We start from the raw sequence: 14,160 nt of genomic DNA on the forward strand, positions 1-14,160 counted from the left end.
CCGCGATGGGAAATGAGCCTTCGGCGTTTCCCATCGACGGCTGTCCGCGCAATTCCGTGCCCGGCCAGCCCACCACTCCCCGCGACCAGATATACGGAGAGTGATCGATTGAACAACTTTTAACGCCGGTGGATCTGGCGGCAATGAACCCGCAAATGCCAGAAAACGGACAGCGATCCGCCGACCGACGCGGCACGCCCGTCGACACCACGCAGCACAGACAGACCGATTGCGAAACGGATTCCGGAATAGCAGCCCGGTCAGGTGATTAATACAAATCGAAAGTCACCCAGGGAAACGATGATCGACAATGTTCCCAACGCAGGAACCATTCGCGTATCGTCCCCCTTCGTGTCGGCAATCCGATTCACCGATGATTCCGGACCCGAGTCGAACCGCGCCTCCGTTCGCGTCGCGGAGGCCGACCCGGAGACCGAGCCGGGCACGGGCGTGACCGCCACCGCCCCGCCCCGGCAACCCGGTGCACCACCCGGCGCCCCGGTGGATCCGCAGGAGCTGGCCGCCCGGTTCGAGGACGAGAAGCCCGGCCGGCGGCTGTCCGGCCCGGTCGCCCTCGTCCTGACCGCCGTGACACTGGCCATCGCCCTACTCGCGCTCTGGCAGGTCTTCCGGCCGCTCGCCCAGGGCAGCAAGTACTACCTGATCTACTTCCTGGCCGGCGTACTCCCATTGGTCTTCCTCGCCTATCCGGCCGAGCTGCGCTTACCGCGCCGGCTACGACGCCCCGGCGGAACTGGCGATGCGGCCCAGCCGGCGACGACCGGCGATGCGGCCCAGCCGGCAACGGCCGGCGGTACGGACCGGCCGGCAACGGGCGGCGGGCGGTCCGGGCCCAGCCCCGGTGACTGGGCGCTGGCCGCCGCCGCGCTGGCCGGATGCCTGTACCCGGTGCTGCCGGTGAGCCTGGGCAACGCGGGCGGTGGTTACGACGCCTTCCTGGACCGGCAGGGCCTGCTCGTCGGCCTGGACATCGCGATGGGTACCGTCCTGCTGCTCCTGCTGCTGGAGGCGTGCCGGCGTACCACCGGGTGGATCCTGCCGGCGGTGTGCCTGATCTTCCTCGGCTACGGCTACTACGGCGGGCTGCTGCCGCAGACCTGGGCGGTGGCCCACGCCGGCCTGGACTTCGGGCAGCTGATCGACGCCTTCTACAACTCCGACAGCGGCTTCTACGGCACCCCGCTGGACGTGGCGGCCACGTACATCGTGCTGTTCACCATCTACGGGGCGGTGCTCGACCTCTCCGGCGCGGGTCGCTTCTTCGTGGACCTGTCCGCCTCGGCGTTCCGGCGCTCCCGCACCGCCGCCGGCCGTACCGCCGTCGCGTCCGGCTTCCTGCTCGGTACCGTCTCCGGCTCCGGGGCGGCGACGACCGTCAGCATCGGCGCCGTCACCTGGCCGATCCTGCGGCGCGCCGGCTACCCGGCGGAACGGGCCGGTGGGATGCTCGCCGCCGCCGGTGTCGGTGCGATCCTGTCCCCACCGACCCTCGGCGCGGCGGCGTTCATCATCGCCGAATACCTCGGCGTGTCCTACCTGCGGGTACTCGGCTGGGCGATGGTGCCGACGGTGCTCTACTACCTCGGCATCGTGCTCTCGGTGGAGATCGACGCACGCCGCTCCGGAGTACGGCCCGCAGCCCTGGCCGGCGGCTCGCCGTGGCGGCTGCTGGCCCGCTCCGGGTACCACTTCGCCTCGCTGTTCGCCATCGTCGGCCTGCTCGCCGTCGGCCTGTCGGCCACCCGGGCCGTGGTGCTGGCCACCGGGCTCGCCGTCGCACTGTCCTTCCTGGACCGGCGTAACCGGCTCACCCCGGCCCGGCTGCTCACCGCGCTGTCCGGCGGTGTACGCGGCGTCCTCGCGGTCACCGTGGTCTGCGCGGCGGCCGGCATCATCACCGCCACCACCACCAAGACCGGGCTCGGCCCGCAGGCCGCGGCGCTGCTGATCAAGGCGGCCGGTGCGGTCAGCTCCGAGCCGGCCGTCGTGCTCGCCCTCACCGCGCTGCTCGCCGCCGTCGCCCTCAGCCTGCTGGGCCTGGCCATCCCGGTCACCGCCTCCTTCGTGATCGGCTGGGTGATCATCGGACCGGCCCTGCTCGACCTCGGCGTCAGCGCCCCGGCCGCGGCGATGTTCGTCTTCTACTTCGCGGTGCTGTCCGAGGTGTCGCCGCCGACCGCGTTGGCCGCGGTCGCCGCCGCCGCGGTGACCGGCGGCCAGGTGGTGCCGACCATGTGGCACACCCTGCGGTACGCGCTGCCGGCCTACCTGATCCCGCTCGCCTTCGTGATCACTCCGACCGGGCTCGGCCTGCTCGGCATCGGCGGCCCGCAACGGATCGTCGTCGCCACCACGATCACCGCGCTCAGCGTCGCGGTGCTGGCCGTCGCGGCGGGCGGCTGGCTGCCCGGCGTCGGCCCGGCCGGCGTACCGGAACGCGTGCTCGGCGCCCTCGCCGGGCTGAGCCTGCTCTGGCTGCAACCCGTGCCCGTCGCGATCGGCGCCGTGCTGGCCGGCGCCATGGCGGTGGGTGTGTTCGTACGACGCGGATCCGCCGGTCCCTCCGGCGGGACGCGAGCCGGATCACCGGCATGACCTGAGGAAGGAGACAGTGTGAGACGGATCAACGTGCGGTTCGCGGCGGGGGTGGGCGCACTCGCCCTCGTCGCGGCCGGTGCCGCTGGCTGCGGAGGCCGTCAGGGCACCGCCGCCACGGACGACACCGCGAGCGCCGTCACCTGCGAGGTGGCCGAGAACACCCGGGTGGGCATCGCCACCGGCAACGCCACCGGCGTGTACTACGTGGTCGGCAACGCGCTGGCCGGCCAACTCGCGGACAGCACCGGCGGCCGGCTGACCGGCACGGCGGCCGAGACCGGCGCCTCGGTGCAGAACATCGAACAACTCGTCGGCGGCCAGTACGACGTGGCGTTCTCGCTGTTCGACACCGCCGTCAACGCGGTACAGGGCAAGGGCAGCTTCACCGCACCGCAGCCGGTCGAGGCGCTGGCCCGGATCTACGACAACTACACCCAGGTGGTCGTCCGGGCCGACGCCGGCATCAACTCGGTGGCCGACATGAAGGGCAAGAAGATCTCCACCGGCTCCCCCAAGTCCGGCACCGAGGTCATCGCCAACCGCCTGCTGGAGGCCGCCGGCCTCGACCCGGCCGCCGACATCCAGGCCCAACGGCTGGACCTCACCAAGACCGTCGAGGGCATCAAGGACGGCAACGTGGACGGCTTCTTCTGGTCCGGCGGCCTGCCCACCGGCGGGGTCACCGACCTGTTCACCACGGCCGGCGACAAGGTGAAGTTCATCGACATCACCCCGCTGCTGCCCAAGCTGAGTGAACTCAATCCGGCGTACCAGGCCGGCGTGATCGGCAAGGACGTCTACACCACGGCGACGGACACCCCGACCATCGTGGTCCCGAACGTGCTGCTGGTCCGCAAGGACCTCGACGCCAACGTGGCCTGCGCGATCACTCGGACCGTGTTCGAGAAGAAGGACGCGCTGGCCCAGGCGAACCCCGCCGCCAAGGGCATCGCACTGGACAGCGCCCGCAGGACCGACCCGGTCGGTTTGCACCGTGGCGCCGCCAAGGCGTTGCAGGACCTCGGCGCGAGCTGACCGACGGTGGTCGGGTCGGGCCCGCACCGCCCGACCCGACCACCCCGAACTCGGGAGACCCCCGTGCCGCTGCCCACCCTGGCCCGCGTACGCCGGCACAACCGTCCGTCCGGTCACACCGGCCGGCTGCGGTCGGTGCGTACCCAACTGCTCGCCCCGATCCTGGTCGCCACCACCGGGCTGGTCGTGCTGGGCGCGATCCAGACCGGTACCGCCCTGACCTCCTCCACCGACGCCCAGCGCGCCCGGGTCCTGGCCGGCACCGCCACCGCCACCGTGTCCCTGGTGCACGAGTTGGAGCGGGAACTCGCCGAGACGGCCGCGCTGCGCCAGCGGGGCGGCACCTCCGGTCGACAGCTGGTCGACGCCCAGCGGTACCGGGTGGACGCGGCCGCCGAGCGCTACCGGGTGGCCAGTCAGGACGCCCGGCGGGCGGCTCCCGACCTCGGCCGGCCCCTCGACGGCGTGACCGAGCAGCTCGACCAGCTCGACGAGGCCCGGGTCGCCGCGTTGGGCGCGGACTCCGCCGACGGGGTCTACCTGGCTCTGGCGGAGTCGCTGCTCGCCGTCGCCGACGCGCTTCCCGGTCAGCTACGCGACCCCGAACTGGCCAACCGGGCCCGCGAGGTGGCCGCCGTGGCCGCCCAGGAACACCTGGCCTCGGTGGAACGTGACCTGCTGCGGACGGTGTTCGTCCGAGGTGAACTGGCCCGGGGTGAACTCGTCCGGCTCGGTCGGCTGCGCGGCGCGCAGGAACAGCGGCAGGCGGAATTCTCCCGGATCGCCGGGGAGCGGGCCGCCGCCAGGTACACCCGTCTGCTCGCCGGCAGCGACGTGTCCACCGCCCGGCGGATGCGCGACAGCGCGTTGAACGCCGAAACCGAGCCGGCCGCGCTCGCCACCGACGGCGACGCCTGGTACGTCGCGCAGAGTGGCGTGATCCGCCGGTTCAACCTGCTGGGCCGGGAACTCTCCGACGAACTCGACCGCCGCGCCGTCGAACTGGCCACCGAGGCGTGGCAACGCGCCCTGGTCACCGGCGGGTCGGCCGGTGCGCTGGCGCTGGCCGCACTGGCCGCCGCCGCGCTGCTGGCGGTACGCACCAGCCGCCGGCTGCGCCGGCTACGGGTCGCCGCGCTCACCATGGCGCACCGGGAACTGCCGGAGCGGATCACCGCGATCTCGGCCGGCGACAGTGGCCGGGCCGAGAGCCCGGCGTCCCAGCTCACCGCCGGTATCAGTGGTGGCCGCGACGAGATCGCCCAGGTGGCCGAGGCGTTCGACACCGTCAACCGGGCCGCCCTGCGACTGGCCGGCGAGCAGGCCGAGCTGCGGATGGACGTGACCCGGATGGTCGAGGCGTTGGCCCGCCGGATCCGTACGCTGATCACCCGGCAGTTGCGTCTGCTCGACGAGTTCGAGCAGGAGGAGACCGATCCCGACGCGCTGGCCCGACTCTTCGCCCTCGACCACCTCGCCGCCCGGATGCGCCGCAACGGGGAGAACCTGCTCGTCCTCGCCGGTGGTGAACCGGGCCGCTCGCACGAGGGACCACACCTGCTGGCCGACGTGGTACGCGGCGCCGCCTCCGAGATCGAGGAGTACGCCCGGATCGAGATCGACGTGCCCGCCGTCGCGGTGCACGGCTCGGCCGTGGGCAACCTGGTGCACCTGCTGGCCGAGTTGTTGGAGAACGCCACCTCGTACTCGCCGCCACAGTCGCCGGTGCACGTGGACGGCCGGCGTACCGTCGACGGGCTCGTCCTGCGCGTACACGATCAGGGCATCGGCATCGGCGCGAGCCGGCTCGCCGAAATCAACGAACGGCTGGGCGCACCGGCCATGCTGTCCAGCGCTGCGGCCGGCAGCATGGGCCTGCACGTGGTGGCCCACCTCGCCGCCCGGCACGGCATCCGGGTACGGCTGCACAGCACCGGCACCGGCACGGTGGCGCATGTGGACGTACCGGAGACGCTGCTCTCCCGGGTCGAGGAGGCCACCGGGCGCCCGGTTTCCGGCGCCCGCTCGGCCCCCGTACCGGCCAACGCCTGGTTCAGGGCTCCCTCCTTCCGGTCCACGGCGGACACCGGCGTACCGGCTCAGCTCAGCGCGCATCGGGCCCCGACGATGGCGCTGCCGGTCGTCGGCGCCACCGCCGCCACGAACTGGCCGGGCGAGCCGTCGTGGTCAGGCGAGCCGTCGTGGTCAGCGCCGACACCGGCCAACGGTCAACCGACCTGGCAGCCCGGGTCGGTCAACGGCCAGCCCTCGCAGCCCGGCGGCGCTGCGGCGACCAACGGCCAGCCGGCCTGGCAGGCCGACGGGGGGTCGACGGCGGCGACCCGGGCGGGGCTGCCCCGGCGCATCCGGGGTAGCGGCTTGCAGGCCGAGCTGCACCACGTACCCCCACAGCAGACCACCGGCGACCTGCTCGACCCGGAGGTGGTACGCGCCCGGCTGTCCGCGCTGTCCGCCGGAGTGGCCTACGCGATGCGACGTAACCAGCAGACGAAACCCACCGGGAGGCCCGAATGATGCCCACCGTCAGCCCCGGACTCGACTGGCTTCTGACCAACTTCGCCGAGCACGTTCCAGACGTGTCGCACGCCCTCGCCGTCTCCGGAGACGGGCTGCGGCTGGCCGCCTCACCCCACCTCTCGACCGACCAGGCCGACCAGCTCTCCGCCGTGATCAGCGGCCTGGCCAGCCTGACCGTCGGCGCCGCCCGGCTGATGTCCGCCGGCCGGGTACGCCAGCAGATCGTCGACATGGACGGCGGGGTACTGCTGGTCATGGCGGTCGGGGACCGCGCCCTGCTCGGAGTGCTGGCCACCTCCGGCTGTGACCTCGGCCAGATCGGCTACGAGACGGCCACGCTGGTCCAGCGGGTCGCCGAGGCACTCGAACCGGCGGTACGCGCATGAACCGGCGGCTGCCGCTGGCGGCACTGCTGGTGGTCGTACTGTCGGCCGGCTGCGGCGCCGAGCCCGCACCGGAACCAGCACCGTGGCACGACGGGCGGATCTTCCTGGCCACCGGCAACACCACCGGCGTCTACTACCAGTTGGGCGGCGGGTACGCCGACGTCATCAGCCGCCACCTGCCCGGCTACGAGGCCCGCGCCGAGCCGACCGGGGCCTCCGGGGAGAACATCACCCGGCTGGTCGACGGCGACATGGAGATCGCCTTCAGCCTGGCCGACACCGCCGCCGACGCCACCGCCGGTCGGGGCGCCTTCGCCGGCCAAGCCCAACCGGTACGCGCCCTGGCCCGGGTCTACAGCAACTACACCCACGTCATCGTGCGGGCCGACGCGCTGATCACCGATCTGGCGGCGCTACGCGGCAAACGGGTCTCCACCGGTTCACCGAAGTCCGGCACCGACGTCATCGCCGGACGCCTGCTCACCGCCGCCGGCCTCGACCCGGACAAGGATGTCCGCCGAGCCCGCCTGTCCCTGCCGGAAACCGTGGCCCGGATGCGCGCCGGCACCCTCGACGCCATGTTCTTCTCCGGCGGTCTACCCACCCCCGGCATCGCCGACCTGCTCAGCGGCGCACCGGACCGGTTCGCCCTGCTGCCGATCGCCGACCTGATCGAGCCGCTCAGCGCCGCACACGGCTCGGTCTACACCACCGCCGAACTACCCGCCGACACCTACGACACGCCGACCGGCACACCCACAATCACGGTGGCCAACGTGATCCTGGTCAGCGCGGACATGCCCGAGCAGTTGGCGTACGACCTGACCCGCCTGCTCTTCACCTACCAAGCCGACCTCGCCGTGGCCCACCCCGAGGCCCGCAACTACGACCGCGAATCCGCCCAAACCACCGACCCCATCCCCCTACACCCCGGCGCCGCCCGCTACTACCAAGGCACCTGACCCCGATGTCGAGCCGATCTTGGTACGAAAGTGCCCCTCTGAGGGCGCTTCCGTACCAAGATCTCGCGGCTATCCACAGGGACAGCGCGATGCAGCATGAGGTGGGCAGGGTAGCGGCATGCGGAGGCATGGTGCGGAACGAGCAGAGCGCGGGGCGATCGGGCCGGGGCGGGCAGGACCCGGAGCGGAGCAGCCAAGGCGCGGGGAAGCATGGCCAGGGCGCGGGGCGGCGTGGGAGGGGGGCGGGGGGCGGTTCGGGCGGGAGTTGCCGGGGGATGACGCGGACGAGCTGACCTGGTTGTTGTTCCACCAGGAACATGTGCTCAGCCTCGACCAGGCCCGCCAGCATCTGTCACCCAAGGCGATCCGCCACCGCGTCAGCTCAGGTCGCTGGCGGCGGGTGCACCGCGCCGTCTACGTCACGCACAACGGCCCGATCGCGCCCGCGCAACTGCCGTGGATCGGCGTCCTGTCCGCCGGGCCGGCGGCGATGCTCGGTGGGCTGAGCGCGGCCCGCGCCTGGGGTTTGCGCAGGTACGACGACGGACTCGTACACATCCTGCTGCCGGCCAGTTGCCGGGCACGGTCCCTGCCGCCGGGGATCCGGGTGCACCGCACCACTCTGCTGCCGGAGTCGGACATTCTCGCCGTGGGTCAGCCACGCCGCACGATGCCGGCCCGGTCACTGGTGGACGCGGCGCAGTGGGCGCCGAGCGACCAGCAGGCTCGATCGATAATCGCGGCCGGCTTTCAGCAGCGCCTCGTCGCTGGTGACGACGTGCGGCAGGTACTCGACCGTCTCCCCCGGGCCCGGCGGCGCAGCCTGATCGGCCAGACCGCCGCCGACGCGGCCGGCGGTTCCCATTCCCTGCCCGAACTCGACTTTCTCCGCCTGGTCCGCCACGCCGGGCTGCCCGAACCGACCCGGCAGGCCGTTCGCCGCGACGCCACCGGCAGACGCCGCTATCTGGACGCCCTGTTCGAAGAATGGCAGGTGCACGTGGAGATCGACGGCAGCCAGCACCTCGACCCGGCCACCGCCTGGGCGGACATGCGCCGGCAGAACGACCTGTGGCAGAACGGCGACCGCGTGCTCCGCTTTCCCGCCTGGGCCATCCGCCACCACCCCACCGACGTCATCGCCCAACTCCGCGCCGCCCTACTAGCAGCCGGCTGGCGCCCCTAACCCCAAGATCTTGGTACCAAAGCGCCCCTCCAAGGGCCGCCCCACACCAAGATCCACCCACCCCACGTCTCCACCCCACCCACCACCCGTCCACCCCACGCCCCGCCGCAACCCGCCCCCGCAGCCGAGCACCAACAGCCCAGCGACCTAGGTACGAAAACGCCCCTCCAAGGGCCGCCCCACACCAAGATCCACCCAGCTCCACGTCTTCACCTCACCTACCACCATCCACCACCCGCCCCGCCGCAACCCGCCCGGCAGCCGAGCACCACCAGCCCAGCGACCTAGGTACGAAAACGCCCCTCCAGGGGCCACCCCTCACCAAGATCCACCCAGCTCCACGTCTTCGCCTCACCTACCACCATCCACCACCCGCCCCGCCGCAACCCGCCCCCGCAGCCGAGCACCACCAGCCCAGCGACCTAGGTACGAAAACGCCCCTCCAGGGGCCACCCCTCACCAAGATCCACCGATCTCCGCGTCTCCGCGCCTCCGCGCCTCCACCTCACCTACCACCGTCCACCACCCACTACCGTCCACCACCCACTACCGTCCACCACCCGCCCCGCCGCCCCGCCCCCGCCGCCGAGCGCCAGCAGTCCAGCGATCTTGGAACGAAAGCGCCCCTACGAGGGCCAGTTCGTACCAAGATCTGCTCGACTCACCGACCCACGACAACTTGGGTGACGAACGCCTGCCAGGACGTCGGGGAGAACACCAACGTGGGACCGCCCGGGTCCTTCGAATCACGTACGCCCACCACACCGGACAGATTGTCGGCAACCTCCACACAGTTGCCACCGTCGGGGCCGCTCCGGGTGCTCTTGCGCCACCGGGCGCCGTTCAATTCCATGTCTCCGCCACTTCCGCTATCAGGTCAAGGGATTGCTGCTGCGATAGTGCCTCACCCCGGATCGACTCCCAAACCTCGACCATCTGTTGCACGTACTCGGGGCGATCAATCACCTGGCCATGACGCTGTCCCTCCAGGTAGATGACGTCATCACCAGCGGCTGAGGTAGCTAGCACGAAGGGACCGCTAAGCCCCGCGTATGAACCTGCGGTCAGCGGCACGACCTGGATCCGGACTCGCGGCAACGTCTTGCCGAGCTTCACCAGTTGGAGCAGTTGCTCGCGCATCACCTCCGGCCCGCCGATCCGGCGACGCAGCACATGTTCATCGATGACCACGCTCAGCAGAGGCGGCCGGTCACGGATCAATGCTGCCTGACGGTCCAGCCGGTTCGTCACCTGCTGCTCGATTTCATCCGAGGCGAACAACCCGCCACCGGACAGCAGCGCGCGGGCATATGCCTCCGTCTGCAACAGTCCCGGCACGCAGAGCGGCTCGAATGAACGCAACGCCGTTGCTTCCTGCTCCACGCCAACCCAGTCGCGGAACCAGGGAACCACGGTTTCGCGGCTGATTCGGCGCTGGATGCGTTCGTAACGGCCGGCTGCGCCGAACACCGTGTCACAGCGGCGGGCGAAGTCCAGGCTGGGTCGCCGCGCACCGGTCTCCACCTTCGCCACCAGGGCGGGCGAGTAGCTGAGCGCTTCGGCGAGCGCGTTCTGGGACATGTCGGCGGCGGTCCGGGCCAGCCGCAGTTCCTCCGCGAAGTGCTCCAGCATGGACGAGCGTTCCACGGACAGCCTCCGTACATTTTCGTACCGCTGAGGGTTCGGCCTGGACGCGCTCACCGTCACCGCGCCGAGCCTCCCACCGTAGTCGCGTCCTCACCAGACTGTCACGCAGCGGAACCGCTCACGGGATCGGACGGCGGGCGGAACCAGGCCGGGGCGCCGGCACCCGACGAGCAGCCGGCGCCCCTCTCACCTCGACGGAGGCTCCATGCGACTCAGGTTCTGGCAGTGTCGACCCCCGGCCACGCCCATGCCGCTCCCCCGGCGTACCCGCTACGCCCAGCCACTGCCACCGTGGCAGACCCCGAGCCAGCGCCCGGCATGCGCGAACCCACCAGGGCAGACCCCGACCCAGCGCCCGGCATGCGCGACTCCACCAGGGCAGACCCCGGGCGAGCGGCCGGAATGCGCGACCCCACCGCGGCAGACCCCGAGCCAGCGCCCGGCATACGCCACCCCACCGCGGCAGACCCCGAGCCAGCGCCCGGCATACGCCACCCCACCGTGGCAAACCCCGACCCAGCGCCCGGCATACGCCACCCCACCAGGGCAGACCCCGAGCGAGCGGCCGGCATGCGCGACCTCGTCGTGTCGGCATTCCAACGAGCCCTCGGCGCACCCGATCGAGCCGGGCCAGAGCTTCGGCCAGCAGCCGACACGCCTGCCCTCGGCGGAGGGCGACAACCCGAACGGTCGACCGGCGTGGGCGACCGCGCCGACGGAGATCTTTCCGATCAACGGGCCGGGGCGTCCAGGGTGGCTCACCCGCGCGCAGGAGTGGCGGGCGAACGGGGGCCGCCACCGGCCGGCGCCGCCCAGGAACGAGCAGGTTCCGAGAGTCCGCCGGGCCGGACCCGGAGACGCTGACCACCACCGGCCGGCGACACGTAACAACGAGGAAGATCCACGAATCCGCCGGTCCGGACCCGGAGACGCTGACCACCACCGGCCATCGACACGCAACAACGAGGAGGATCCGCGAATCCGCCGGGCCGGACCGGGAGACGCTGGCCGCCATCTGCCGGCGCCGTGGGGGCACGAGGAGGGGCGGCGGCGCTGATGGCCCGCTACCGGCCGCACGTCGCGGCGCGGCCGTCCTGGCGGTGTCGGGTGTGCGGGGCGGCCTGGCCGTGCTCGCCGGCCCGGTTGGCGTTGCTCGGCGAGTACCGCACGAACCGGACCGGCCTGCTGGTCTACCTCGGCGGGCTGATGTACGACGCGGCCGGCGACCTCGACGGCCAGCTTTCGCCGGAGCGGCTGGCCGATCGTTTCCTGACCTGGGCGCGATCCCGCTGAGCGGGGTCAGAGACCTGCGGGTGTGGTGGCGATGCGGGCCGCGTCGACCAGGCGGCCGGTTTCGGCGACCACCGACTCGTCGTCCACGGGGGTGCCGGGGTCGTAGTGGACCATCCAGGTCAGACCGTCGACGCCGGGCACCCGGCGGCCGACGATCCGGCCGGCGCCGCCGGGCAGGGCGTGATGCTGGGTGTACGCCACGGACTTGGTGACCCGGGTGCGTACCTGGTGGGGCAGTTCACCCGGGTCGAGCAGCAGATAGCGTTCCGCCGGGCGGTCGGCGACCACCAGGTAGCCGTCCCGCTCGGCGACCTGTTCGCCGGGGGTGACGGTGAGTTCCCGGCCGGACCAGACCGCCTTGACGATGTCGTGCCAGCCGATCCGGTGACCGCGACCGGGCAGCCAGAGCCCGAGGTTGCTGGCGACCACCACCCCGTCGCCCTCGCCGTTACCGACGGCAGCCCAGGCCAGCACCCGTTCGTCGCGCTCCAGCGGCGGACGGGCGGCGGGCGGCAGTTTCGGGCGACGGCGGAACAATTTGAGCATCACAGTCCTCCCGCCGCCTGCTCGCGCAGGGCCCGGGCGTGCTGCTCCAGCGAGAGCAGCTCACCGAAGGTGGCGAAGTAGTCGTCCTTGTTGTTGACCGGGTTGATCCGCTGGATCCGTGACTTGAGTTCCCGAATCCGCGCGGTGACCGAACCCCATTGCAGCTGGGCCATGGTGATCGAGACGTACCGTGGGTCGGGCTCCCCGTCGATCCGCAGTGGCTCCACCGCCAGCTCGCCGACCAGGGCCTGGGCCGCCAGGTCTTCGCAGGCGTCGCGGACCGCCTCCACCCACACCGCACCGCCGGTCGCCGCCCCGACACCGCCGACCGCCGCGATCGCCGTCCGGACCACCACGTGCACCGGGTGCCGGTAGTCGGACGCCTCGACCGCGTCGAACATCGGCCCGGCCAGCACCGGCTCCTGTAGGGCCAGTTTGAGCGCTTCCCGCTCGACCATCGACTGGGGACTGTCCACGCTCGGTACGGTCCGGGCGGGACGCGCCGGCCCGTCCACCGGTCGTCCGGAGGCGGCGGCCAGCACCGCCCGCTGCACCGGCTCGATCTCCATGCCGAGGTCACCGGCGAGCTTGCGGACGTACTCCGGGCGTTTTTCCTGGTCCTTGAGCTTGGCCACCAGCGGCGCGGCCCGGCGCATCGCCTCGACCCGCCCGTCGACGGTGTCCAGGTCGTAGCGGCTGATCACGTGCCGCAGCGCGAAGTCGACGAGCGGTTCGCGGCGCGCGACCAGGTCGCGGACGGCCAGGTCACCCTTTGCCAGCCGCAGGTCGCAGGGATCCATGTTGTCGGGGCTGACCGCGATGAAGGTACGCCCGACGAAGCGCTGGTCGTCCTCGAAGGCGCGCAGCGCGGCCTTCTGCCCGGCGGCGTCCCCGTCGAAGGTGAAGATGATCTCGCCCGCGACGGCGTCGGTGTCCAGCAGCAGCCGGCGCAGTACGCCGATGTGGTCGCCGCCGAACGCGGTGCCGCAGGTCGCCACGGCGGTCGGCACCCCGGCCAGGTGGCAGGCCATCACGTCGGTGTAGCCCTCGACCACCACCACCCGGCCCTGCTTGGCGATCTCCCGTTTGGCCTGGTCGATGCCGTAGAGCACGTGCGACTTCTTGTAGATCGGCGTCTCGGGGGTGTTGAGGTACTTCGGGCCGTCGTCGTCGGCGAAGAGTTTGCGGGCACCGAAGCCGATCACGTCGCCGGTCAGGTCGCGGATCGGCCAGAGCAGCCGACGCCGGAACCGGTCGATCAGACTGCCCGAGCGGGCCGGGCGGGACAGCCCGGCGGTGACCAGCTCGTCGTGGCTGAACCCGTGTTGGCGCAGGTGCCGGGTGAGCGGGTCCCAGCCTTCCGGGGCGAACCCGCAGCCGTACCGTTCGGCTGCGGCCCGGTCGAAACCGCGCTCGGCCAGGAACTCCCGGGCGGTACGCGCGCCCGCCGTGGTCAGCTGGGCGGTGTAGAACTCCACCGCGGCGGCGTGCGCGGCGACCAGTCGCTGCCGCTGCCCCTGCTGGGGCCGGTTGCCGCGCGGGGCGGGCCGGTCGTCCTCCAGGTAGCGCAGCTGCAACCCGACCCGGGCGGCGAGCCGCTCCACCGCCTCGACGAAGCTGAGATGCTCGGCGTCCATCAGGAACTTGATGGCGTCGCCGCCGGCACCGCAGCCGAAGCAGTACCAGACGTTGCGGGCCGGCGAGACGTTGAACGACGGGCTCTTCTCGTCGTGGAAGGGGCACAGCCCCTTGAGGTTGCCGGCGCCGGCCGACTTGAGCGTCACGGTGTCGGAGATGACCTCGGTGATGGACGTACGCTCCCGGACCAGCGCGATGTCCTCGTCCCGGATCCGCCCCGCCATGCCGCCACCCCCTCCGGCTACATCCTGCCCTGCCGCGCGCTCGGCCCGGGTGCGGGGGTAAGGAAGGGCACCCTCTTAACGCCTGC

At 71.8% G+C, this 14,160-nt stretch carries 11 protein-coding genes; 7 read left to right on the forward strand and 4 right to left on the reverse strand.

Annotated features, from left to right (window positions below; all coding sequences use genetic code 11):
- The first annotated feature begins 351 nt into the window (after positions 1 to 351).
- The 6 genes from E0H26_RS15485 (at position 352) to E0H26_RS15510 (ending at position 8,726) form a co-directional block, all read left to right on the forward strand.
- Positions 352 to 2,616 carry a TRAP transporter permease gene (locus E0H26_RS15485; RefSeq protein WP_240742194.1) on the forward strand — a complete coding sequence of 755 codons (2,265 nt, stop codon included), beginning with the start codon at positions 352 to 354 and terminating at the stop codon, positions 2,614 to 2,616.
- 18 nt (positions 2,617 to 2,634) lie between these two features.
- Positions 2,635 to 3,654 carry a TAXI family TRAP transporter solute-binding subunit gene (locus tag E0H26_RS15490; RefSeq protein WP_131304350.1) on the forward strand — a complete coding sequence of 340 codons (1,020 nt, stop codon included), beginning with the start codon at positions 2,635 to 2,637 and terminating at the stop codon, positions 3,652 to 3,654.
- 63 nt (positions 3,655 to 3,717) lie between these two features.
- The gene (locus E0H26_RS15495) at positions 3,718 to 6,189 is read left to right on the forward strand and encodes a sensor histidine kinase (protein WP_131304351.1); all 2,472 of its coding nucleotides are present in this window, start codon (positions 3,718 to 3,720) and stop codon (positions 6,187 to 6,189) included.
- Entirely contained in the window at positions 6,186 to 6,578 is a 393-nt protein-coding gene (locus E0H26_RS15500; RefSeq protein ID WP_131304352.1) for a roadblock/LC7 domain-containing protein, read from the forward strand. The genes E0H26_RS15495 and E0H26_RS15500 overlap by 4 nt, the downstream gene beginning before the upstream one ends.
- Positions 6,575 to 7,540: a TAXI family TRAP transporter solute-binding subunit gene (locus tag E0H26_RS15505; RefSeq protein WP_131304353.1), complete on the forward strand. Its 966-nt coding sequence runs from the start codon at positions 6,575 to 6,577 to the stop codon at positions 7,538 to 7,540. Before E0H26_RS15500 ends, E0H26_RS15505 begins: the two co-directional genes overlap by 4 nt.
- A 265-nt stretch (positions 7,541 to 7,805) precedes the next feature.
- Entirely contained in the window at positions 7,806 to 8,726 is a 921-nt protein-coding gene (locus E0H26_RS15510; protein ID WP_165521885.1) for a DUF559 domain-containing protein, read from the forward strand.
- Positions 8,727 to 9,387: 661 nt separating this feature from the next.
- Here the strand turns inward: E0H26_RS15510 and E0H26_RS15515 are convergent.
- Together E0H26_RS15515 and E0H26_RS15520 are read right to left on the reverse strand one after the other, a co-directional pair.
- Positions 9,388 to 9,579, reverse strand: a complete 192-nt coding sequence (locus tag E0H26_RS15515) for a DUF397 domain-containing protein (RefSeq protein WP_131304354.1) — start codon at positions 9,577 to 9,579, stop codon at positions 9,388 to 9,390.
- Positions 9,570 to 10,373 carry a helix-turn-helix domain-containing protein gene (locus E0H26_RS15520; protein WP_165521886.1) on the reverse strand — a complete coding sequence of 268 codons (804 nt, stop codon included), beginning with the start codon at positions 10,371 to 10,373 and terminating at the stop codon, positions 9,570 to 9,572. Before E0H26_RS15520 ends, E0H26_RS15515 begins: the two co-directional genes overlap by 10 nt.
- Positions 10,374 to 11,399: 1,026 nt before the next feature.
- Between E0H26_RS15520 and E0H26_RS15525 the strand changes: the two genes are divergently transcribed.
- Entirely contained in the window at positions 11,400 to 11,666 is a 267-nt protein-coding gene (locus E0H26_RS15525) for a flavin reductase (protein WP_338106212.1), read from the forward strand.
- A 6-nt stretch (positions 11,667 to 11,672) separates the two neighbouring features.
- Here the strand turns inward: E0H26_RS15525 and E0H26_RS15530 are convergent, their stop codons facing one another.
- Together E0H26_RS15530 and dnaG are read right to left on the reverse strand one after the other, a co-directional pair.
- Positions 11,673 to 12,212: a hypothetical protein gene (locus E0H26_RS15530; RefSeq protein ID WP_131304355.1), complete on the reverse strand. Its 540-nt coding sequence runs from the start codon at positions 12,210 to 12,212 to the stop codon at positions 11,673 to 11,675.
- Positions 12,212 to 14,074, reverse strand: a complete 1,863-nt coding sequence (dnaG, locus tag E0H26_RS15535) for a DNA primase (protein ID WP_131304356.1) — start codon at positions 14,072 to 14,074, stop codon at positions 12,212 to 12,214. Before dnaG ends, E0H26_RS15530 begins: the two co-directional genes overlap by 1 nt.
- Between the last annotated feature and the right edge of the window lie 86 nt (positions 14,075 to 14,160).

This window comes from Micromonospora zingiberis (assembly GCF_004331455.1).
Taxonomy (GTDB): domain Bacteria; phylum Actinomycetota; class Actinomycetes; order Mycobacteriales; family Micromonosporaceae; genus Micromonospora; species Micromonospora zingiberis.

Excerpts from the sequence above, each read along its gene's own strand:
- E0H26_RS15500 (WP_131304352.1), top strand. The coding sequence starts at position 6,186 with ATGATGCCCACCGTCAGCCCCGGACTCGACTGGCTTCTGACCAACTTC.
- E0H26_RS15505 (WP_131304353.1), top strand. The coding sequence starts at position 6,575 with ATGAACCGGCGGCTGCCGCTGGCGGCACTGCTGGTGGTCGTACTGTCG.
- E0H26_RS15515 (WP_131304354.1), bottom strand. The coding sequence starts at position 9,579 with ATGGAATTGAACGGCGCCCGGTGGCGCAAGAGCACCCGGAGCGGCCCC.
- E0H26_RS15530 (WP_131304355.1), bottom strand. The coding sequence starts at position 12,212 with ATGCTCAAATTGTTCCGCCGTCGCCCGAAACTGCCGCCCGCCGCCCGT.
- dnaG (WP_131304356.1), bottom strand. The coding sequence starts at position 14,074 with ATGGCGGGGCGGATCCGGGACGAGGACATCGCGCTGGTCCGGGAGCGT.